The sequence below is a fragment of the Allomuricauda sp. d1 genome (genome assembly GCF_039592695.1).
Classification (GTDB): Bacteria; Bacteroidota; Bacteroidia; order Flavobacteriales; family Flavobacteriaceae; genus Flagellimonas_A.
In genome coordinates this window covers 661,591-683,534 of record NZ_JBBUTK010000002.1, presented here as the reverse complement: position 1 = coordinate 683,534, position 21,944 = coordinate 661,591, and the positions used below count along the sequence as shown (strand labels likewise).

Genomic DNA, 21,944 nt, shown 5'->3' with positions numbered 1-21,944 from the left:
TTTATCTTTCAAGTGTTTGCCATACCTCCAATAATCCACGGGGCACATGAAAGCACCCTTTCCATTTGCCTCCTTTTAAATTCAGGTGCACTTCGCCCTTCCGATTAAGGTAGCCGTACCATTCACCGCCGTTTTCTTTGTCCCGAAAATGGTTCCATGTATAATCATGTACTTTCTCAAACCATTTCTTTGCCTTATCGTTTTGGGTACAGGTGTACGTTTTTGCCAAAGCCACCAAGGTCTCCACATGCACCCACCACAGTTTTTGGTCATGTTCCAATTGTTGGGGCGGATGGTTTTTGATATCCATGAAATAAAAGATTCCACCATATTCGTTATCCCAACCATATTCCAATTGCTGAAACATAATTTTTTCAGCTTTTTTGACTAAATCGATATCCTTTTTGCGAATGCCCAAATTCATGATAAACCACATTGCCTCGATGGCATGACCGGGATTCAATAACCTTCCTTCAAAACTATCTACAAATTCACCCCCAACAGAAATATTCTCAAGAACAAGCCCGCTTTCTTTATGATAGAATTTGTTCATGATCAAATTAACCACAGAATCGGTCACGCTATCAACTTGTTCGCTTCCTAGAAGGTGTTCCAATTCTAGCGAAAGATTGCACAAAATCATCGGAAGGGCAAAATTCTGAAGATTTCGCGTACCTCGATAGATTTTATTATATTTTCCTTTGGGATTTTCTCGACGTTTTAAAATATTCTCAAAAGTGGTCTTGGCAATTTCGGCATAACGTTCCTTGGGCTCTATTTCATACAATTTACCAAAGGCCATCGCAGCAAAACAATCTGAAAAAATATTATAGGGTTGCACCAAAGGCTCACCTTTTTGGTTTAATGAAAAGTACCAATTACCGAATTCATCCCGACCCTGTTTTTCCAAAAAGCGTGCTCCGTGCATCGCAATTTTCTTCCACGCTTCATTTTTTTGCACTTTTTGGCAAAGCGTCGCAAACATCCATATTTGGCGGGCCTGCAACCATATAAATTTATCGGTATCATAAATTTCACCAGAATTGTCAATACAGGTGAAATACCCTCCATACTCTTTATCCAAGGAATTTTTTTCCCAAAACGGGACGACCTCGTTGAGGAGTTCGTTTTTATATGTTTCGGCGTAGTGGTTCAAAATTTAGTTTATAATAATCCGTTTTCTAATTTAGAGAACACTCCTAAAGTCCCCTCAAGGGGACAATCCAATCTTTTGATTTAACTCGAAAAATGCTCCATATACCGATTGTACAAATGGCCTGCCTGCAAATACGCCGACTGCGGACTCATAAAATGTGAAAATTCAAAGGTAATCGCCTTTTCACAACCTGCACGTTTTGCAGCTTCCAACTTAAACAAAAGCTTTTCCCATTTGATGGGCAAAAACTTAATGGGCATATCGCGATCAAAAGATTCAGAGTTTGACCAAGACTGCAGCCCATACTTTTCTGCGAGCGTTTTATTCAATCGTAAATAGTGCTCTAGGTCATTATAATCGACATGCCCGTCTTGAAAGGCAACAATATCGATGCTGTTCTTAATGCCATCGAAGATTTCATCCCATTCTCTTTCGTGCGCCTTCAAAGAAATTGAATTGTCTTTTGTAATCTGCTTAGAGGCTGCCATCACAGCCTTTTTACCATCAATCCACGGAGAGATCAATACAGGCAACCCATTGCTTATCGCCTTACATTGATTGCCCAATTTAGTTATGGATTCTACTACTCCCTTGGTTTTTCGGCTCAGTTCTAAACTCAAATACCATCCACCGAAACTTTTATAATGACCGTAGGTTTTGTAAACCTCTTCAATAACATGCAGATTTGCATCTATCTCATACCGCATATCGCCGGTTTCCCAATATTTTCCACTATCATAGGTGCCAAAAAAAAAGGTCATACCGTATTTTTCAGCCAGTTCTAAGAACAACCGTACCATATCGACTTGTGGCTCAAAGCAGTCATTTTTACCGATAAGATATTTTGACGGATAGGCCAAAAACCTCTTGTAGCCCGCACGAATCAGTACTACTGTGTCGATACCTATTTTTTTCATGTGCGCAAAATCGGCATTCCACTCCTTTTCCCCCCAGTTTTGGTGTGGGATATCATGACTGATCTCGTCTAAAAAGGTTCCTGTGATTTGCATTTTAAAAAGGTTTTAGGTTTCTAGTTTGTCCCACCAAAGTTTCTTCAACAAATAGCTGGTCAATATTAAAATAGCGCTCCAAATGACCATTTCGGTGTTTTGGCGCAACATAAAATATATCGGGATGACTACCTGCGCCATTTGCCAAATGATGCCGATTACAATGTTGAAACTATCGCGTTTAAAGTCCATATTCGGAACAAAATCTGAGTCTTCAGCCATCACTTCCTTTTTAATCGGCCCCCAGAAGCCCCATGGTTTGGTCTGTTTGTAAAATTGTTTGATCTGTTCTCGATTTGGCAAAGGTTCGAGATAGGTTCCGATAACACAGCCCAACATTGAAAAAGCAAAAATAATCGGGAAAACAAAAATATCGACATAGTCAGGGAAGAACAAAAACTTGACCGTAGAAGCGATTAATCCGAAGAGCATTCCCCAAAAATAACCGTTGCCCGAAAAGCGCCACCAAATCCATTTCAAAACGTTCGCCGCAACGTAACCCCCGTAGAGGGAAGAACTCAACCATAAGATGAGCGTGTTCAAAGACCCGGCATTGAAACCAAATGCAATGCCAGCCACTACCAAACCCAATGACGATAGAATGCTCAATCTGACCAATCGCCCATCAGAAGCTTCTGGCCTGATGTACTTTTTATAAATATCATTCACGATATAGGCAGGGGCCGAATTCACAAATGCAGCGAAGGTGCCCATAAAGGCGGCCAAAAAACCGGCAAGCATTAACCCTTTCAATCCGACAGGAAGAAACTTGTTGATGGCCATGGGCAGCACCTGTTCAAAGTCAATGGCATCGCCCATGGCATGCAATTCGGGGCCAAGATAGACCAAAGACAAAACAGCAAACCCAATAATCATAAAATAGCGTGGGATGTATAAAACACAGACAGTCAAAAAGCTCATTTTAGCAGCTTCGGCGGGAGTTTTTGTCGCCAAGATACGCTGCATGTCGTAGCTGGGAACAGGCCCTGCAATGGATGCAAAAATTCCTTTCAACACCATCAGCATGAACAGAATACCGAAGAGGTCAAAACCATCAGCAGCAATTTTGTTGTTGACTTTAGGAAAAGCTGAATTACTCCAATCCAAATCCAAGTTCCAACCGAACCATAGTTGGTTCCATGTAGCGGGCACAACCTCTGAAATCTGTTCGAAAGAAACCATATTGTACGCAACAATACCCACCCCGATACAGGCGATGGTCATAATAATGAACTGCATCACTTCTGTTGCGACCACGCTGTGCATGCCCCCCTTGACCGTGTAAAGAGAGGTCAAGCCACAAATGATCAAGGCATAACTACGAGCGGAGGATATGTGATACCCAAAGAAATCGAACGACATGTCCCAAGGCAATATCGAGGTGCTGTACTTACCGATGCCTTCAAAGAAATAGGCGATAAAGCCCAATACACTGATGACCGCAAAAACAACTATGATGATATGGGACAGTTTGGCTCCCCTACCATCGCCAAAGCGAAAAGTAATCCATTCGGCCCCGGTCATCACGTTTGAACGGCGCATCCAAATGGCGAGGTAGACAAAAACGAAGACTTGGTTCCAAACAGGCCAGAGCCAAGGTAGCCAAGCACTCTTCAGTCCGTAGATAAAAAGAATGCCCACACTCCACATGGTACCTGAAATATCGAACATACCCGAGGCATTGCTGAGACCCAAATAGTACCATGGCAATTCATTTCCCCCTAAAAAATAAGATTCAAGATTCTTGGATGATTTTTTGGAAAGGTAAAACCCAAGGGCCAAGACACCGACTATATAGGCAATCACGATAGCAATATCCCATGGGGAGAGGGTCATTTGGTTTTGGTTGGGTTAGTAATCTAAGATAAGGAAAGTTCTAAAAGAAACTAATAGCCTTGGTTTGGCCAAGCCATTTTAAAGTTTTAGGACTTCCTCTTTCAAAAACTCAGCCTTTGAGATGCCGCAAGATAAAAACCGAGGCGCTTGGCTTCGGTTTTTATAAGATGGTTGTGTGTTTGCTTTTTACTCAACTTTGAGGATAGATTTAACGCTAAAAAACAAGTGTTCAATTTATTAAATTGTCTTATTCATTTGCAGTTTCTGGCCCAATCTTGGTTGCTAATTCTTGAATCGAATTCACTGGAAAACCGCCTCGCTTGGCATGTTCTACCAAAAGTTCTTTGTTTTCTGCCTTATAAACACAGAATACTTTATCATCGGTCACATAGCTATGTAGCCATTCAATACCCGAACCCATTTCTTTTAACACTGAGCACGATTTTTGGGATATGCCCTTCAACTGTTCTCCGGTTAGCTTTCCTGCATCGGGAATCTCACGCTCGATCACATAGGTTTTCATTGGATTCTCTTTTTGCATCATTTCTTTTTGCATTTTCTTTCTCATTTCAGTTTGATCTTGTGAGTACGCCGCAAGGCTTATAAAAAGGCCCAACATTAAAGTGAGTACATACTTTGTTTTCATCGCTTTTGAATTTTTGGTTTTATAAAATCAAAGCTAAAAAAGCCTACTGGCGAAGACTATCAAGAAAAAACCAAAAAATAAGAGAATTGAACCAAAAGGTTCAGGCCAGTTTTTGGTAGGCCAAAGGTTGTAGGCCAAATCGGTCTTGAAAGCATTTGGTAAAATACGAGGGGCTACCAAAACCGCAATCAAAGGCAGTTTGAGCAATATTTCGGTCAGTTTTTAAAAAGGAGAGGGCTTTTTTGAGACGGTATTCGCGTACCAGTTCATTGGGTGACAAACCCAAAAGCGAGGTACTTTGGCGATAGAGTTTTGATTTGCTCATGCCCGTTTTTTTGCAGAAATCCTGTATGCCGAATTGTGGATTTGCATGATGGTCTCTCAGCACATCCAATAGCAGTTGAAGCACATTTTCGTCTGCAGGCGATATGGATTTGAATAAAGCCTTGTCGCCAATATTGTATTGCCCGTCATCTTTGTAAAGTTCTTTGATAATGGAAGCCATTATCGTCTGATTGGGAACACCCGTTAGACACAGATATTCTGCCATTCTAATGACGTCGCCAAAAATACTTTTGTCTTTGGTGACAGGCATTCCCGCATTAAGCCCCATTCGTAGGCCAATCAGCTCGCCTGCAACATGAAGTCCTTTTTGAACGCCCTTGGTACAAGCAAAGGCTTGGGTGACCGATACGAAAGAAGCGATGAATCGCTCCCCTTTCAGCTCCACTTCCCGACCTTGGTTCTCGTTTACTTGTTCTCGAATGATTTCATGGTACAAGGCCAATAGTCTTTCCGCTTTTTTTGAGCCTAGTCTATTTTTTAGCAATTTGGAATCGTCTGCCCGGGCTACCAAAATAATGCGAAAGGCGGGGTCATTGAAAATTTTAAGATCTGGTTCATCTGGGTCGTAGTAGCCATCTGGGTCTTCAATACGCCCTAAAAATGCTTCGACCACATTGCTGTTCACCTGCACAATTTCGTGAGGCACCAAACCATGCGCCCTATCATGCATTTTTTTTACAGATTCCTCATTGGGCGCGTCAATCAAACAAAAAGCACTACCTCGGTCTTCATCGACCCAATAGGTCATGCAGCGGCATCCATACTCATCTTGAATCTTTAGGTCTTCGCGATGTGCTTGGGCGGCATGCTTGGCCTCAATGCCAGGTACAATATGACGATCCATAAAGATGGGCATCGAAAACAGTTTTAAGTGAATGCAAAATATGATTCATTCACTTCTATTCTTATGTAAGAAAAGGAACTTTTATCATTTAAAATATGAAAAATGATTCATTTTATGGTAAAAATGGTTCGAAACAGTAGGATTTAAAAAAATCAAACCTGAGGCACTTGGCTTCGGTTTTTTTTCAATTTTGTGCTTTTAAACAAATTTTTCAAATCCTCAATCACTGACTTATAAGCGACTAAAATGTAAATCCTCGTTTTCTCTTTAAGCCAACAATTCTTTCAAAAACCTCTCAAAAATGGTAGGTCAACCCCACATTCCATTTAAAACCCGGATTGGGAGAAATATTCGTGGCCGCGGCGTGGGTCAATTGAGTGGACAGAAAAAAAGGCCATTTTTTATGCCCTATGCCATAGATTGTGGAAACAAAAAGGCCTTGGCTATCACCATCCAAATCAACATATACCAATTGTGGAAATAGACTGTGATATAGATTTTCCGTGATTTTCAGCTTGGTGATGTTTGCGGCCAGAATGAAAAAATTACCACGTTGTATGGAGGCATTCTGAAGTCCTAAACCATGAAATGTGGTCAGCCCAATCGATAACTTCGCCGATATGGAATAGATTGAATTGGATTGCAACAACGCATAATGCTCGACTACGGTTGTTGATTGCAACGTATTGCCAATCAATTCTTCAGGATACGTAAAGTTAAAACTATACAGTGCAGACAGGCTAAAACCAAACTTTTCACCATCAATCATCTCATAAGTAATACGTGGGTTGATGAACCATGGTTTTGCCTTGGTGGAAAAAGCCATTTCTGGAGTGAAACCAAACCGTTTTCTTTTCAATGAAAAAATGCCGATAACCGAAGGTTTATCCAAAGAAAAGGCCGGTACAGGCGAGATGCCGTTGGTGTTCAGGTTGATGCTGCCAGAAAATTCAATACCCCTATTTGACGTTTCTTCCAACTCTTGGCAATACAAAGTCGAAAAGAGTATTGGGGAAAAAACCAAATAAATATGGAATGCCAGCTTTCCCATTGGACTTAACTTTACCTTAAAAATTACGCTTGGTTCTGCCTCTATCATCAAATGAAGGGGTGTATCCCTAGCCTTTCAAAAGGCTGAATCTTGCCGAGGCCGACAACGCCAAGCTAAGCGTTAGAATAAGCCAGGCTGTTCGCCACCTTTGATTCTTCCCAAATGCTTGTAGGCCAATTCAGTAACCTCACGCCCACGAGGTGTGCGCATGATAAACCCCTGTTGGATCAAAAAGGGCTCGTAGACCTCTTCAATGGTCTCGGCACTTTCAGAGACTGCTGTGGCAAGCGTCGTGATACCCACGGGGCCACCTTTGAATTTGTCAATGATGGTGGTAAGAATCTTATTGTCCATCTCATCCAAACCATGGGCATCGACATGAAGCGCTTTAAGGCCAAACTTTGAAATATCGATATCAATATTACCGTCACCCTTAATCTGTGCAAAATCACGCACCCTACGTAATAAAGCATTACAGATTCGTGGAGTACCGCGACTTCGCCCAGCAATTTCTATGGCCGCCTCATTGGTAATGGGCACCTTTAGAATATCGGCACTACGTTGCACAATGGTCGAGAGCAGTTCGGTATCATAGTAATTCAATCGACTTGATATTCCGAAGCGAGCGCGCATAGGTGCGGTCAGCAATCCTGAGCGCGTGGTAGCCCCTACCAACGTAAATGGGGCGAGATTGATTTGAACGGAACGGGCATTCGGGCCTGTCTCTATCATGATGTCAATCTTGTAATCTTCCATGGCAGAATACAGATACTCTTCTACAATCGGACTCAACCGATGGATTTCGTCAATAAACAGTACGTCGCGCTCCTCAAGGTTGGTCAATAAGCCTGCCAAATCCCCAGGCTTGTCCAACACTGGGCCAGATGTGACTTTAATGCCCACGCCAAGTTCATTGGCCAAAATATGGGCCAAAGTCGTTTTTCCCAATCCCGGGGGGCCGTGAAACAAGGTATGGTCCAGTGCCTCATCACGCTGGTTGGCTGCCTGTACAAAGATCTTGAGGTTTTCAAGTACTTGCTCCTGCCCGGTAAAATCATCAAAAGTGATGGGCCGAAGGGCGCGCTCTATATCGAGTTCCTCCTGTGAAAAGTGTTCCCTTGTTGGGTCTAAATGCTCGTTCATTTCAAACAAATATAACGTAATTACACGGTAACATTCTCAGACATTATAATCTGATTTATTGTAATTTCAGCTCATGGTTTCAACTACATATAGTAATGGGGTGTTGCCCTACATACCGTTCTTTTATGTCATCTGGGCTGACGATTTACTATCCGCTTCTGAAGTACAGGTCATTAAAAAAGCTGTGGAATCTGATCATTCACTGACCCCACAAGACAAAACCCGTTTACGGTCTTGGTTGGTGCGAGAGAAGCCCCCGAAGGATAGCGAGGTCAAAAATTGGCAACAGGTTATTACCGATAGCAATGCCACACTCATAGAAAGTGAAAATTATCCTCTTGAGGCTTTTTCAAGAAAAGTTGCCCAATTTTACTGTGATACCTGTGCACCGAACGTACATTTACAAGAAATAGAACAAAACTTGGGCATACAGCCCAACCACTACAACCATTTATTCAATGTTGAAGTGGTTCACCAAACCTATTCTGAACGATATCGCCCCAAAGAAATTGACCGAATCCTAAACCGTAATTTTATTGCTGACGTCGAGTCTTTTAGAGGGTTTTTAAACCAAGGAATTTTTAATTGGGAAATCATTCGTGACAAAGAAAAAGCCCGTGACAAAGTATTGGAACAGGTAAAGGTTTTGGCCATGGATGGATGGGGTGCTTTGGCATATCCCAAAACCTATGGTGGGAAAGGGAATATCGAAAGTTATGCTTCCATTTTTGAACATTTGATGTACGTTGATGGAAGTCTCGGAGTGAAATTTGGGGTGCAGTTTGGCCTATTCGGCGGAAGCATCCATAATCTGGGAAGCAAAAGACACCATGACCAATATCTCGAAGCTGCAGGAAAAGCGACTTTATTGGGTTGTTTTGCCATGACCGAAACAGGGCATGGCAGTAACGTTCGCGGTATCAAGACTACGGCTACCTACATTCATGGTGAACGTGCACTTGTTGTTCATACTCCGGGCAAAAATGACAACAAAGAATATATTGGCAATGCACTGCACTCTACCATGGCAACAGTCTTTGCCCAACTGTTGGTCGATGGAAAGAACAGGGGGGTCCATGCCATTCTGGTTCCCCTGAGGGATGAAAACCACAAAACGCTACCAGGCATTACTATCGAAGACAATGGTTATAAACTGGGATTGAACGGTGTGGATAATGGTAAAATTTGGTTCGACCAAGTAAAGGTGTCGGTTGAGAATCTACTTGACAATTATGGCGGCATCGACAAAAACGGAAATTACCGTTCAAACATCAAAAATCCGAACAAACGATTCTTCACCATGCTGGGCACACTCGTGGGCGGTCGTATTTGTGTGGCCAAGGGGGCATTGGCCGGAGCCAAAATGTCATTGGCAATTGCTGTCAACTATGCCATGAAGCGGCGGCAGTTCAATGATAATATCAAAATGCAGGAAGACCTGCTCATGGATTATCCCAGCCATCAACTTCGGCTTATCCCCAAAGTGGCTTCAACCTATGTGTACCATGCTGTACTGCAGAAAGCCATGCACGAGTATGCGGTCAGTGAAGGTGACAAACGAAAAATAGAAACCCAAGTTGCAGGGCTCAAAGCCATCATCACATGGTTTTCAACAGCAACCATTCAAGAATGTCGTGAGGCCTGCGGTGGCAAGGGCTATCTTTTGGAGAACCGAATTGCCGACTTAAAAAATGACACCGACATCTTTACCACTTTTGAAGGCGACAATACTGTTTTACTGCAATTGGCAGCCAAAGGGGTGCTTTCTGGTTTTAGGGCCGAGTTCAATTCGGGCGGATTTATAAGTGTGCTCAAACTGTTGGGTAGCCGCATTTCTGATAAAATTGCCACTATAAATCCAGCGTATTCAAATAAAGTGGACAGAGAGCACCTCTACAATCCGAAATTTCACTTGCATGCCCTTGATTTCAGGTTGCGAAGGTTGACCTATACCGTCGCCATGCGTATAAGAAACTATATCAAAAAAGGAGTGCCAAGCTATCAGGCTTTTCTAAAGACGCAGACCCATTTGCTAGAGCTTGGCAAAGCCTACAGTGATGCTTTGGCCATGAAATGGTATTATGAATTTGTAAAAGAGGTCGATGACAAAGAATATCAAGAGTTGCTGTACCAATTGGGGGCGCTTCACGGATTGTCGATCATTCGAAAAAATGCCTCATGGTATCTTGAACAAGGCTATTTGGGCAGCACAAAGTCAAAGGCCATCCGCCAGCGGGTAGAACGGTTGAGCACAGAGCTCAGACCACATGCCAAAGCACTGGTAGCAGGTTTTGCCATTCCTGAGCATTTGATGACCGCGCCTATCATCTAATCTTCACGCTTAACAAGCTGGGTGGTGTCAAGAAACTCCAATACCGTAATCTTCGGATTGCCATAGAGCTGTACCCTTGAATTGCCAGACGCCGAAAGTTCCAGTGCTTTAAAGGCATTGATTTGTACATTGGCAGCACTGTTGGCCATTAGTTTGATTGTAGCTGCTTCAAGCTTGCGGGCCTTGAGTTTGGCGTCATCAAAAACCGAAGTTTCCAACAAATCTGTGGTTCCTTCCAGTTCTAAATCAGCATTTTCTTGAAGCTGTATTTTTTTTGAACCGCTGACGGAATAAATGGATGCATCTGCCCGTTTTTTCATGGTGACATTGAGTGAATCAACATCAAGATTGAAATCCCCAGTACTGACATCCTCCAAGTTCAAATCCATCACTCCGGCATTTACACTAACGTCAAGTCTTGAATCGCCAAAAACATCGGCCATAAAGGTCTCACTTGAAATGATATCCTCGCTTTTGATATACCCTTCCTTCAGGGTAATCGCATTCAGTTCGGTGAAATTGATGGCAATGTCAAATTTTTTGCTCGCCGTAACCTCGTAAAAGGAAGAAATGACCAACGTACTGTCTTCAATCGTGAACTTTAGGATATCAATTAAATTATCGTCGGCCTCAATATCATAGCCCGGACCGAACGATTTTTTCAAAGTAATTTCCAAATCATCCTCTAAAATGATGGCATTGAAGGGCGGCAGTTCATCGCTGACCTCGGTCACCACTCGATTGCCCTTGATCTTGGGTTTTCGTTGAGCAGCCAATGAAATGGTGAGTAACACAAAGAGAAATGGAAGTACTTTTTTCATGACGAATACAATTTTGGGAAACATCCGTTAATGGAAGACACCCCTAAAGTCCCCTCAAGGGGTCAATTACTGATTAAAGATATTTAAAAAAAGTACAATCATAATGCCAAAGTCAGCCAACAAAAAACCATCCGCCAAAGACGGATGGTTTAGTTTTACTTTTATCTCAAGCGCTTAATGGTTGAGCTCTTCTTCGTTTTCTTGAAGTGGCACTGTTTGTGGCACAAAATCTTGACCTTCTATGATGTATTCCCCATTTTCATAGGTCTTGCTATAATCATAAGGCCAGCGGTGTACGTGTGGTATGGCACCTGCCCAGTTGCCGTGAAAATGCTCTTGGGGCGTCGTCCACTCTAACGTAGTTGCCTTCCATGGATTTACAGGACCGCGTTTTCCGTAGAAAATACTTCTTACAAAATTGAAAGCGAACACTAATTGGGCACTTGCGGTAACAATGGCAAATATGGTCATCAATACCTGAACATCAGTCAATTCGTCAAACATTGGGAAAGCCGTGTTTTGATAATAGCGTCTCGGCACCCCTGCCATGCCCACAAAATGCATCGGGAAGAAAATTCCGTAGGAACCAATCGCGGTAATCCAGAAATGTACATAGCCCAAGTTCTTGTTCATCATACGGCCCTGGAACATTTTCGGGAACCAGTGGTACACGCCAGCGAATAGCCCATACAGCGCCGATATGCCCATCACCAAGTGAAAGTGTGCAACCACAAAATAGGTATCGTGTACGTTGATGTCGAGCGCACTATCGCCCAGAATGATTCCTGTCAAACCTCCTGTGATGAAGGTGGATACCATACCAATGGAAAACAACATGCCCGGATTGAGCTGTAGGTTTCCTTTCCATAACGTCGTTATCCAGTTAAAGGCTTTTACTGCGGATGGGATCGCAATCAACAAGGTCGTAAAAGTAAATACCGATCCTAGAAAGGGGTTCATACCTGAAATGAACATGTGGTGCCCCCAAACTATGGTAGACAAAAAGGCGATTGCCAAAATGGAAGCGATCATGGCACGATACCCAAAAATAGGTTTCCTTGCGTTGACCGACATCACTTCTGATACGATACCCATTGCGGGCAGAATTACGATATATACCTCAGGGTGACCCAAGAACCAGAACAGGTGCTCAAAAAGTACGGGCGACCCCCCTTGATAGTGCAATACCTCGCCTTGAATAAAAATATCCGATAAGAAAAAGGAAGTGCCGAAACTTCTGTCCATAATCAGTAACAACGCTGCTGACAATAGTACAGGAAAAGAAATCACACCGATGATTGCTGTCACAAAAAAGGCCCAAATGGTCAATGGCAGACGTGTCATGGTCATGCCTTTTGTTCTCAAGTTCAATACGGTCACGATATAGTTCAAAGAACCCAACAGTGACGACGCAATGAATATCGCCATAGAAACCAACCAAAGGGTCATACCCGCACCAGAGCCTGGCTGTGCCATCGGCAGTGCACTTAAGGGCGGATAAATCGTCCATCCCGCAGCGGCTGGTCCTGCCTCTACAAAGAGTGAAATGACCATGATTACCGTTGAGATAAAGAACATCCAATAGGAAAGCATGTTCAAAAACCCGGAAGCCATATCACGTGCCCCAATCTGCAAGGGTATCAAAAGGTTACTGAACGTACCGCTCAGACCTGCCGTCAATACAAAGAATACCATGATGGTACCGTGCATGGTGACCAATGACAAATAGATGTCTGCGTCCATGACACCATCTGGTGCCCACTTTCCTAAAATGGCCTCAAAAACGGGGAACGATTCACCAGGCCATGCCAATTGCATTCTAAAAAGCAGTGACATTGCAATGCCAATGAAACCCATTGCCAAGACGCCTGTGATAAAATATTGCTTGGCAATCATTTTATGGTCTTGGCTAAAGATGTACTTTGTTATAAAAGTCTCTTTATGGTGATGCCCGTGATCGTCGTGCCCATGGTCATCTACGTGAGTATGTGCTACTGCAGACATAATTCTTTACTTTAAATTTCTTTTTCTAGCTTTATTTTATAGAGAGTCGGGTTTGGCTTCCGTCTCTTCAATCATTTCTTCCATTTTGTCTTCAGGCTTTTCGGCCTCTTCTTCCATACCCATTTCATCATCAGCACCTTTGGCGGTATTGAATGCGGGTTGGGTGGCATCGTCAACCATAACAGTCTCCTTAAAGGTCTTTTGCTCCTCCATCCAAGCATTGTATTCTTCCTCCGTTTCAACGATGATTTTCATCTGCATGTTATAGTGTGACTTACCACAGATTTTGTTGCAGAGCAATACATAGTCAAACTCCCATGGATCTGAGTCGGGGTCACCATTGGCCGCTCTTTCAGCCCTTATCTTATTGGTTCGCTTCACTTTATCAACCACATCGGGATTCAACCGCATCTCTTCAGTAGTTACCGTTGGCGTGAACGAGAATTGTGTAATCATACCTGGCACACAATTCATCTGTGCCCTAAAATGTGGCATATAAGCAGAGTGCAGCACATCTTGGGAGCGCATCATGAAATTCACCTTTCTACCAACGGGCAGGTGCAGCTCTCTTACAATCACATCGTCAGCCGCATTGGGGTCTGACTCATCCAACCCAAGCACATTGGCTTTGTTGATATCAATTAAACGCACGCTGGCATCGCCCAGTACATTATCGTTTCCGGCGTAACGGGCCGTCCAATTAAACTGTTGTGCATATAGTTCAACGATCAGAGGGTCATCCTCGTCGTTGACATCCATAATATTTGTCCAAGAATACAATCCCCAAATAATCAATCCCGCCAAAACAATCACGGGAATGATGGTCCAAATAAACTCGAGCCTGTCGTTATCGGCAAAGAAAAGCGCTTTTTTTCCTTCCTTACCTCGGTATTTATAGCCATAATAGTGCAATAGGGCTTGGGTAATGGTCTGCACGAAGAAAATGATGGCAAAGGAAATCCACATCAGTTGATCGTAGCCCGCACCATGATCTGAGGCCGCATCAGGCAAAAGTACCTTTGAATATTTTGCAAAACTGAAAATAGTGATGCCATAGATAAAAATCAAGAAGCCGAACAGCAAATAGCCATTGTAATTGTTGTCAGAATCATTGGCAATTTCTGAAACCGATCGGTCAGCCCTTAATTGAGACAATTCGAAAATTTTGGTCATTTGCCATATCGCAATCGCCACCAAAACCAGAACCGTCAATATCAATAATGTTGTCATCGTCTCTCTTTCTTGCGTATACTACTTAATAGTGAAACTGTCTACTTTCTTCCAAAAATGGATTTCGTTTGGGTTGTAAGGGAACTTTGGTCAAGGTGTTGAACACCCAGAAAATGAACAAACCACCAAAGAACAGAATACCTCCTATTTCTGGAATTCCTATATGCCATTGGTCTCCTACTGTTGCTGGCATCACCATATTGAAAACATCCAAATAATGACCAAACAGAATAACGATTCCCGTCATTATAACAAACCAATTGACCCGCTTATAATCACTGTTCATCAAAACCAGTAATGGGAATACAAAATTCAAGGCAACCATACCAAAAAATGGCAATTTGTAATCTTCAATACGGGTCACAAAATAGGTTACCTCTTCAGGAATGTTCGCATACCAAATCAGCATGAACTGGCCAAACCAAAGGTAGGTCCAGAAAATACTGATTCCGAACATAAACTTTGCCAAATCATGAATGTGGCTGTCGTTTACATCTTTTAAATATCCCTTCGATTTCAAATAGATGCTCACCATGGCAATCACGGTGATACCCGATACGAACATGCTCGCAAAAACATACCAACCGAACAGGGTGCTGAACCAGTGTGGGTCAACACTCATAATCCAATCCCATGACATCATTGATTCTGTAATCAGATAGAACACCAAAAAGGCGGCCGACCATCTAAAATTCTTTACAAAGTTGGTGTTGTCGTTCGACTCATCTTGTCGCAATGATAGCTTACGGGAATATTCGCGATAGAAAATCCATCCGCCCAAAAACAAAGCAGCGCGTACCAAAAAGAAAGTTGGGTTCAGATACCCCGCTTTACCTTGCAACAGTTTGTCGTGTGCAACCACATCGGCATCCATCCAAACAAAAAGATGGTTCATGTGCATTACGGACAGAACCAAAATCACAAAAACAATGATACCGCCGGGCACGAGATAAGCTGTAATACCTTCCATAACTCGGAAAAGCAATGGAGACCAACCTGCCTGTGCAGCACGTTGTATCGCATAGAAGGCCAAGACCCCCAATGAAATCATGAAGAAGAAAAAGGCTGCAACATACAATGCCGCCCATGGTCGATTCTGCAGTTGGTGCAGCAAATGTTCGTCATGGGCCGCATCGTGTGACTCGCCATGAGAGATTTGGTCACCGTCTGAGTTGTGGGCGCCTCCTCTTTTTACGACATCACCATGGCCTTTTTCCAATGGCACGTCTGGGGTCATTTCACCTTCATATCGTTTTTCATCTTGGTGGCCGGCGTCTTCCTCTACATGCCCAGTCGCCACACCATGCCCTCCATGACCGTCAGCGTGTGCTGCGGCAACCATTTCTTTGGCCTCTTCAACCGTACTGGGTGCACTGATGAATCCTATGACCAAAAAGATGAGCCCCAAAGCCATCATGACCACTGAACCGATTTTTAACCTATTTGAAAACGTGTACATCATCTATGGTTACGTTAGTTATTTTGTTAGGTCTTCTTTCAATTTCATCACATACTCGGCAACTTGCCATAGCTCTTCTTCACTGGCCATTTGAGAAGCATAAGAACCCATTGAATTAAGTCCGTAATACATGGTATGGTAGGTACTGCCAACGGTTATGTTTCGAGCCTCATCAGCATAACTTGGCACACCCAATATTTTTTCGCGTTTGACCAGGGTGCCCTGACCGGCGCCTTTATCACCATGGCATATTGCACAATAAACCGTGTATAGTTGCATGCCGGCAGCCAAGTTTTTCTCCGTGTTCAATGAATCTAGTGGACTTGGTTGCAAACGCGCCAATTCCTTTCCTTCTGGAGTGTTCTCGAACTCATAAGGCAACCAATCGCGTGAGATGGTATTTTCTGGCGGAGTCATTGCCTCGGTACCCATCGGGAACAGTCCATTATCGACTTCTTCGTAGGTTTCATACCCCACAGATTCGTACATATTGGGCATGTACTGATAGTTTGGTTCGTTCTTATTGGCACAAGAAGCCAAAACCAATATCACAGCCAACACCAATGTCGCTTTTACAACTTGTTTCATCATCAAGAATCCTTTTCGGTTACGGTTACTTCGACAGCACCTGTATCCCACAACAGTTCTGATAGCTCTTTTTCGTTATCATGTACACCGACTTCCATCAAGAAATGGTCATCAGTCGTTCTCACATCTGGGTTTTCCGCTTTCTTGAACGGCCACATTCTACTTCTCAGGTAAAAGGTGATGACCATCAAATGTGCTGCAAAAAATACCGTCATTTCAAACATGATTGGCACGAAAGCTGGCATGTTCTCCAAATAGCTGAAGCTGGGTTTGCCCCCAATATCTTGCGGCCAATCTTCAATCATGATATAGTTCATCATGACAATGGCAACGGCCAGCCCCAAACAACCATACATGAATGAGGTGATGGCAATACGGGTGTCTGCCAACCCCATGGCCTTGTCCAATCCGTGTACCGGAAAAGGCGTATATACCTCTTCAATATGGTGGTGCTCTGCCCTGACCTTTTTGACGGCCTTCATCAAAATGTCATCGTCGTTGTAGACCGCATGTATAACCTTTGATGCCATTAGTTCTTTTTATTGTTCAACAATCTTGCCTGCCCTGCCCAATCATCGCGTTGTGCGCGACCTGGGAATTTACCTGTGATGGAATCCAACAAATCGTATTCGCGCTCTGTCATTCGTCCTACTTGTGCGAACGTATAAATTCCTATTTCGTTGAGAATACGCTCCATTTCCGGACCTACTCCTTTTATTTTTTTCAAGTCGTCGGCCGATTCCTTTGAGGGGTCAAACGTACCGATAGAGCCCAACAGCTCGTTGACACCCACTTTATCGCCAACAGCGGGCTTCACCTCGCCCATCAGAACGTCTTGTGTGACGGGCCCTTCAACAGTTTTTCCTCGGGAAGGCATCACATATAACGGTTTGCCCTCTTCCCTTAGTTTTTTATAGCGCTCTCCTGAAGATTTTAAAATGGATTTCACCTCTGCCTGTGCAATCACGGGGAAGGTTCGCGAATACAAAAGGAACAGCACAAAGAAGAATCCAATCGTACCAATAAAGATTCCGATATCCACAAATGTGGGCGAGAACATCGTCCACGAAGAGGGTAGATAATCTCTATGCAATGAGGTCACGATAATCACAAATCGCTCGAACCACATCCCAATGTTTACCACAATCGAAATAAAGAACGAGAACATAATGCTCGTGCGCAACTTTTTGAACCACATGAACTGTGGTGAGAATACGTTACAGGTCATCATCGACCAATAGGCCCACCAGTAAGGTCCAGTTGCACGGTTCAAAAATGCATATTGTTCATATTCCACTCCAGAATACCATGCAATGAACAACTCGGTAATGTAGGCACAGCCCACAATCGAACCTGTAATCATAATCACGATATTCATCAATTCAATATGTTGAACTGTGATATAAGCTTCCAAATGGCAGACTTTTCTCATGATAATGAGCAGAGTCTGTACCATAGCGAAACCAGAGAAAATCGCTCCCGCAACAAAGTAAGGTGGAAAAATCGTAGTGTGCCATCCAGGTATCACCGAGGTGGCGAAGTCGAATGATACGATGGTATGTACTGAAAGTACTAGTGGCGTTGCCAATCCAGCAAGTACTAGTGAAACTTCTTCAAAACGTTGCCAGTCTTTGGCACGGCCTGTCCATCCAAAGCTCAACAGACTATATATTTTCTTTTGGAAGGGCTTAACGGCGCGATCACGAATCATCGCAAAGTCAGGAAGCAATCCTGTCCACCAGAACACTAACGACACTGATAGATAGGTAGATATCGCAAACACGTCCCAGAGCAAGGGAGAATTAAAGTTCACCCACAACGAACCGAATTGGTTCGGAATCGGCAATACCCAATACGCCAACCACGGGCGACCCATGTGAATGATCGGGAAAAGCCCCGCCTGAATTACCGAAAAGATGGTCATCGCCTCTGCAGAACGGTTGATGGCCATTCTCCATTTTTGCCTAAAGAGCAGCAATACCGCTGAAATCAGCGTTCCTGCGTGACCGATACCGACCCACCAGACGAAATTGGTAATATCCCACGCCCAGTTCACGGTTGGGTTCAGACCCCATACCCCGATACCAGTGGAAATCGTATAAATGATACACCCAAGACCCCAAAGAAAGGCTACAAGGGCAATGGTGAAGACAATCCACCAATGCTTGTTGGCCCGTCCCTCGACCGGTGCAGCAATATCGACCGTTACGTCATGATAGCCTTTATCACCGAGTACCAAGGGTTTTCGTATAGGTGCTTCGTAATGCGACGCCATAATCTCTATTCTAGTTGCTTACTTAGTTATTGTTATGCCTCATCAGTGTTGCGTACCTTCACATGGTAGAACACATTGGGTCGAGTGCCCACATGCTCCAGCAAATGGTATGCCCTGTCATCTTCTTTCAACTCGGCAATTTTACTTTCTTTATCGTTGATGTCTCCAAATGCAATGGCCCCTGTGCTACATGCGGCTGAACAGGCCGTTTGGAATTCGCCATCTTTGACCGGACGACCTTCGCGCTTGGCATCCAAAATGGTCTTTTGTGTCATTTGAATGCACATAGAACATTTTTCCATGACACCACGCGAGCGAACATTGACATCAGGGTTGATGACCATCTTGCCCAAATCATTGTTCATATAGTAGTCGAACTCGTCATTATTATTGTATAGGAACCAGTTGAACCTTCGCACTTTGTACGGACAGTTGTTCGCACAGTAGCGCGTACCCACACAACGGTTGTAGGCCATGTGGTTCTGCCCTTGACGGCTGTGCGCTGTTGCGGCTACCGGGCAAACCGTTTCACAAGGCGCATGGTTACAGTGCTGGCACATTACGGGTTGAAAGGCAACCTGTGGATTCACAGAGGGGTCTTCCAACTGCGCCATCGTCTGTCGATAACCATCAGGTGCTGTTTCTTTTTCCTCAACATCACCCATAAATGTTTCCTCTGAGGAATAATACCTATCGATACGCAACCAGTGCATGTCACGAGACTTTCGCATTTCTTCCTTACCCACTACCGGAACGTTGTTCTCGGCATGACAGGCAATCACACAGGCACCGCAGCCTGTACAAGCGTTCAAATCGATTGACATGTTGAAATGATGCCCGATGGAACGGTCAAATTCATCCCAAAGGTCAACAGAAACCGCAGGAACTTCTTGATGGTTCAAGGAAACTTCTGGAACCGGATTCCACACGTGGTGGTCTTCGGAATTGAACGTGTTGAGCGTGGTCTCTTTGATGATATCACCACGGCCCATCAATGTATTTTGTAGTTGGATGCAAGCAAATTCGTGGATGCCTTCCGATTTTGAAATCGAGACCGACTGTACCTCATTATAATTTTGGTACAATGGGAAGGCATTGACACCTGTCTGCATTTCCTCTTTCAAACCTGCTTTCTTTCCATAACCGAAAGCCAAACCAACGGTACCCACAGCCTGACCTGGCTGAATAAGCACGGGTACATTATCAACAGTAACCCCATTGACGGTTACTTTGGCATAGCTACCGTTGAGGGCGCCATTCGCTACATTATAATTTTCAAAATCCAGCTTTTCAGCATCTGCTTTTGAGACCGTCAGGTAGTTGTCCCAAGTGGCCCTTGAAATCGGGTCTGGAAATTCTTGTAACCAAGGATTACTGGCTTGGCGACCATCACCCATACCTACTTTAGAATAGAGTGCCAGCTCCATGTCACCAGTAGCAGAATTTGCCAACGAACGAATGGCCGATGCAATCGGAACAATCGTTGATGCCACGGTTTCCTCATTTTGGGCAGCCTGTTCAGCTTGCCTATCTCGACCGCCGTTTCTGGCATCGGCCAAAGTCTGGTTTAGTTCTTGTGCTGGGGCATCTTCGATGACCATAGGCTCTTGGCCTGCGGCATAGACCCCGGCTTGAAGTGTTTTGTTCCAGCTTCCCCCATTTAGAATGGAAGTTTCCCAAGTTTCCTTGACGTAATCGTAGTATGTTTTATCACTGCCCATCCAGGTCAAAAGTGCATTTTGAAACTGTCTAGTGTCAAAAAGCTCTCGAATGACGGGCTGTTGAAGGCTGTAATGCCCTTTTTTGATTTCTGTATCGCCCCAAGATTCCAAATAATGGGAAGCTGCGGCCACATAACTTGAAACCTGGGCAGTTTCATCATTATTGAAAGCAAAGGTTACTGAAACATCAACCTTCTCAAGACCAGAAACAAAGTCGGCACTGTTGGGCAATGAGTAGACAGGGTTTACACCATCCATAATCAACATGCCCACACGGCCTGCATTCATATCGGAAATCAACTTGTTGACTTGGGCCGTATTGCCCTGACGCACATATTTTGGGTTGGAAGGATCAAAGGCCTCACTGTTCAACAACTTGTTGATGGCAAGCACCACAGTTTGCACATTGACATCATTGATGCCACTGACAACCACCGCTTTGCGGCCTGCTTTTCGAATCTGTTTTGCCACGGCATCAACTGCTTCATCTACCTCGGAGGTGCCTCCACCTACATTGCTTCCGTTGAGTTTACCGTACAATTTTGCCAATGCAATCTTTTGTTGCGCACCGGTCATGGGAAATCTGTGGTCGGCATTCGCTCCGGTCAATGTCATGTTGCCCTCCATCTGGATATGCTTTGACATCTTCCCGTTTTTGGGCACACGACCTTTGGCATAGCCTGAATCGTATCCTCCACCTTGCCAATCGCCCAAGAAATCTGCACCGAAAGAAACGATCAACTCGGCTTTCTCAAAATCATAATCGGCCAAGGCACGCTCGCCGTAGGCTGCCTCATAAGCGTTCAATGCAGCATCTTCAGATATGGCATCATAGGTAATGTGGTTCACATTGCCATATTCGGCCTTGAACTCATCAACCAATCGTTTTGCGGAAGGGCTCGCATAGGTCTGGGTAAGCAATGCAATCTGTTTGCTTGAATTTTTTAAACTGCCCAACTTGGCACGCACCGTGGCGTCCAAAACTTTCCACTCTATGGGCTCGCCCGCCGCCATAGGGCCCTGTACCCTTTTGCTATCATATAAGGATAGCACCGACGCCTGTATTCTGGCATTGGTTCCACCATGTACTTTGGCATCCGTATTGTTTTCTATCTTGATGGGGCGACCTTCTCTGGTCTTCACCAAAATGCTTGCAAAATCAAATCCGTCGGCGATGGTGGTGGCGTAGTAATTGGCCACACCGGGAACAATATCCACGGGTTGCACCACATAGGGAATGGATTTGTGCACTGGGCCCTCGCATGCCGCCATTGTCGCAGCTGCAGTACTGAACCCCACGTACTTCAAGAAATCTCTTCGAGAGGTATTTGAATCTGCCAACCCCTCTTTGTCTCCCAAAAATTCATCAACAGGAATCTGTTCGGGAAACTCATTCTGCTTTAGCCTCTCAACAATGGAATCGTTCGGATTCAACTCCGCTTCACTCTTCCAGTATTTTTTGTTTGATGCCATATACATTAAT

At 44.0% G+C, this 21,944-nt stretch carries 16 protein-coding genes; 1 reads left to right on the top strand and 15 read right to left on the bottom strand.

The window, feature by feature from the left end:
- Window position 1 precedes the first annotated feature (1 nt).
- The 7 genes from AAAH86_RS10210 to ruvB all read right to left on the bottom strand — a co-directional run bounded on the left by AAAH86_RS10210 (window position 2) and on the right by ruvB (window position 8,031).
- Complete coding sequence (locus AAAH86_RS10210; RefSeq protein WP_343487855.1) at window positions 2-1,159, bottom strand: AGE family epimerase/isomerase; 1,158 nt, start codon at window positions 1,157-1,159, stop codon at window positions 2-4.
- Window positions 1,160-1,236: 77 nt separating this feature from the next.
- Window positions 1,237-2,166 carry a DUF4434 domain-containing protein gene (locus AAAH86_RS10205; RefSeq protein WP_343487498.1) on the bottom strand — a complete coding sequence of 310 codons (930 nt, stop codon included), beginning with the start codon at window positions 2,164-2,166 and terminating at the stop codon, window positions 1,237-1,239.
- Window positions 2,167-2,178: 12 nt separating this feature from the next.
- Window positions 2,179-4,002: a sodium:solute symporter family protein gene (locus AAAH86_RS10200; RefSeq protein WP_343487497.1), complete on the bottom strand. Its 1,824-nt coding sequence runs from the start codon at window positions 4,000-4,002 to the stop codon at window positions 2,179-2,181.
- Window positions 4,003-4,249: 247 nt separating this feature from the next.
- Window positions 4,250-4,648 carry a DUF4242 domain-containing protein gene (locus AAAH86_RS10195; RefSeq protein WP_343487496.1) on the bottom strand — a complete coding sequence of 133 codons (399 nt, stop codon included), beginning with the start codon at window positions 4,646-4,648 and terminating at the stop codon, window positions 4,250-4,252.
- 100 nt (window positions 4,649-4,748) lie between these two features.
- Entirely contained in the window at window positions 4,749-5,849 is a 1,101-nt protein-coding gene (locus AAAH86_RS10190; protein WP_343487495.1) for a nickel-binding protein, read from the bottom strand.
- Window positions 5,850-6,132: 283 nt separating this feature from the next.
- Entirely contained in the window at window positions 6,133-6,888 is a 756-nt protein-coding gene (locus AAAH86_RS10185; RefSeq protein ID WP_343487494.1) for a hypothetical protein, read from the bottom strand.
- A 120-nt stretch (window positions 6,889-7,008) separates the two neighbouring features.
- Complete coding sequence (gene ruvB, locus AAAH86_RS10180; RefSeq protein ID WP_343487492.1) at window positions 7,009-8,031, bottom strand: Holliday junction branch migration DNA helicase RuvB; 1,023 nt, start codon at window positions 8,029-8,031, stop codon at window positions 7,009-7,011.
- Between the two features lie 73 nt (window positions 8,032-8,104).
- Here ruvB and AAAH86_RS10175 point away from each other — a divergent pair, with 73 nt between their 5' ends.
- The gene (locus AAAH86_RS10175) at window positions 8,105-10,363 is read left to right on the top strand and encodes an acyl-CoA dehydrogenase (protein WP_343487491.1); all 2,259 of its coding nucleotides are present in this window, start codon (window positions 8,105-8,107) and stop codon (window positions 10,361-10,363) included.
- On the opposite strand, the gene AAAH86_RS10170 is transcribed toward AAAH86_RS10175, so the two are convergent.
- From AAAH86_RS10170 to AAAH86_RS10135, 8 genes are all read right to left on the bottom strand, one after another.
- On the bottom strand, window positions 10,360-11,184 hold the full coding sequence (locus AAAH86_RS10170) for a DUF2807 domain-containing protein (RefSeq protein ID WP_343487490.1): 825 nt from the start codon (window positions 11,182-11,184) through the stop codon (window positions 10,360-10,362). The two genes, AAAH86_RS10175 and AAAH86_RS10170, sit on opposite strands and share 4 nt — an antisense overlap.
- Window positions 11,185-11,358: 174 nt before the next feature.
- A complete protein-coding gene (locus tag AAAH86_RS10165) occupies window positions 11,359-13,188 on the bottom strand; it encodes a cbb3-type cytochrome c oxidase subunit I (protein ID WP_343487489.1) in 1,830 nt (609 codons plus the stop codon).
- A 36-nt stretch (window positions 13,189-13,224) separates the two neighbouring features.
- On the bottom strand, window positions 13,225-14,418 hold the full coding sequence (locus tag AAAH86_RS10160) for a cytochrome c oxidase subunit II (protein ID WP_343487488.1): 1,194 nt from the start codon (window positions 14,416-14,418) through the stop codon (window positions 13,225-13,227).
- Between the two features lie 25 nt (window positions 14,419-14,443).
- Complete coding sequence (locus tag AAAH86_RS10155; RefSeq protein WP_343487854.1) at window positions 14,444-15,877, bottom strand: quinol:cytochrome C oxidoreductase; 1,434 nt, start codon at window positions 15,875-15,877, stop codon at window positions 14,444-14,446.
- 18 nt (window positions 15,878-15,895) lie between these two features.
- Complete coding sequence (locus tag AAAH86_RS10150) at window positions 15,896-16,465, bottom strand: cytochrome c (protein WP_343487853.1); 570 nt, start codon at window positions 16,463-16,465, stop codon at window positions 15,896-15,898.
- 2 nt (window positions 16,466-16,467) lie between these two features.
- On the bottom strand, window positions 16,468-16,995 hold the full coding sequence (locus AAAH86_RS10145; RefSeq protein WP_343487486.1) for a DUF3341 domain-containing protein: 528 nt from the start codon (window positions 16,993-16,995) through the stop codon (window positions 16,468-16,470).
- Window positions 16,995-18,740 (bottom strand): NrfD/PsrC family molybdoenzyme membrane anchor subunit, encoded by a 1,746-nt coding sequence (nrfD, locus tag AAAH86_RS10140; RefSeq protein WP_343487485.1) that lies wholly within the window; start codon window positions 18,738-18,740, stop codon window positions 16,995-16,997. Before nrfD ends, AAAH86_RS10145 begins: the two co-directional genes overlap by 1 nt.
- 32 nt (window positions 18,741-18,772) lie before the next feature.
- Entirely contained in the window at window positions 18,773-21,934 is a 3,162-nt protein-coding gene (locus AAAH86_RS10135) for a TAT-variant-translocated molybdopterin oxidoreductase (RefSeq protein ID WP_343487483.1), read from the bottom strand.
- Between the last annotated feature and the right edge of the window lie 10 nt (window positions 21,935-21,944).

What these genes read in the sequence shown, in the direction of transcription:
- AAAH86_RS10150 (WP_343487853.1), bottom strand. Translation starts at nt 16,465, where the DNA reads ATGAAACAAGTTGTAAAAGCGACATTGGTGTTGGCTGTGATATTGGTT.
- AAAH86_RS10190 (WP_343487495.1), bottom strand. Translation starts at nt 5,849, where the DNA reads ATGCCCATCTTTATGGATCGTCATATTGTACCTGGCATTGAGGCCAAG.
- AAAH86_RS10185 (WP_343487494.1), bottom strand. Translation starts at nt 6,888, where the DNA reads ATGGGAAAGCTGGCATTCCATATTTATTTGGTTTTTTCCCCAATACTC.
- AAAH86_RS10145 (WP_343487486.1), bottom strand. Translation starts at nt 16,995, where the DNA reads ATGGCATCAAAGGTTATACATGCGGTCTACAACGACGATGACATTTTG.
- AAAH86_RS10135 (WP_343487483.1), bottom strand. Translation starts at nt 21,934, where the DNA reads ATGGCATCAAACAAAAAATACTGGAAGAGTGAAGCGGAGTTGAATCCG.
- nrfD (WP_343487485.1), bottom strand. Translation starts at nt 18,740, where the DNA reads ATGGCGTCGCATTACGAAGCACCTATACGAAAACCCTTGGTACTCGGT.
- AAAH86_RS10195 (WP_343487496.1), bottom strand. Translation starts at nt 4,648, where the DNA reads ATGAAAACAAAGTATGTACTCACTTTAATGTTGGGCCTTTTTATAAGC.
- AAAH86_RS10170 (WP_343487490.1), bottom strand. Translation starts at nt 11,184, where the DNA reads ATGAAAAAAGTACTTCCATTTCTCTTTGTGTTACTCACCATTTCATTG.
- AAAH86_RS10175 (WP_343487491.1), top strand. Translation starts at nt 8,105, where the DNA reads ATGGTTTCAACTACATATAGTAATGGGGTGTTGCCCTACATACCGTTC.
- AAAH86_RS10160 (WP_343487488.1), bottom strand. Translation starts at nt 14,418, where the DNA reads ATGACAACATTATTGATATTGACGGTTCTGGTTTTGGTGGCGATTGCG.
- AAAH86_RS10165 (WP_343487489.1), bottom strand. Translation starts at nt 13,188, where the DNA reads ATGTCTGCAGTAGCACATACTCACGTAGATGACCATGGGCACGACGAT.
- AAAH86_RS10205 (WP_343487498.1), bottom strand. Translation starts at nt 2,166, where the DNA reads ATGCAAATCACAGGAACCTTTTTAGACGAGATCAGTCATGATATCCCA.
- AAAH86_RS10155 (WP_343487854.1), bottom strand. Translation starts at nt 15,877, where the DNA reads ATGTACACGTTTTCAAATAGGTTAAAAATCGGTTCAGTGGTCATGATG.
- AAAH86_RS10200 (WP_343487497.1), bottom strand. Translation starts at nt 4,002, where the DNA reads ATGACCCTCTCCCCATGGGATATTGCTATCGTGATTGCCTATATAGTC.
- ruvB (WP_343487492.1), bottom strand. Translation starts at nt 8,031, where the DNA reads ATGAACGAGCATTTAGACCCAACAAGGGAACACTTTTCACAGGAGGAA.